A 313-nucleotide genomic window follows, 5' to 3' on the forward strand; every position below is an offset into this window, starting at 1 on the left:
GAGGCGCCCGTTCACCTCGCGGTCTTCACCGACCATGCCGTCCGGGAAGGCCGGGGTCTCGGGCGCAGGACGATGCCGGAGACGCTGGCCTATTCGACCGTGATGGCAATCCATACGCTCTGGCTGGCGGCCCGGGCGGAGAATATCGGGCTCGGCTGGGTCTCCATCCTCGATCCCGATGCCGTTGCCGCAGTGCTCGATGTGCCGTCGAACTGGTCTCTCACCGGCTACCTCTGTGATAGTGTCCCACCCTGTGGTGTAGGAGGCCGCGCGCGGAGCCTTTGGCTCGGCGCAGCGTGCGGCCGGGCTGGTG

General features: G+C 68.1%; 1 protein-coding gene. It reads left to right on the forward strand.

What is annotated here, in order from left to right; genetic code table 11:
• The coding region (locus Q1A87_RS23920) for a nitroreductase family protein (RefSeq protein ID WP_299657409.1) at positions 1-313 on the forward strand (313 nt) is incomplete at both ends.

Origin of the sequence: uncultured Jannaschia sp. (assembly GCF_947494055.1) — a bacterium.
Classification (GTDB): Bacteria; Pseudomonadota; Alphaproteobacteria; order Rhodobacterales; family Rhodobacteraceae; genus Jannaschia.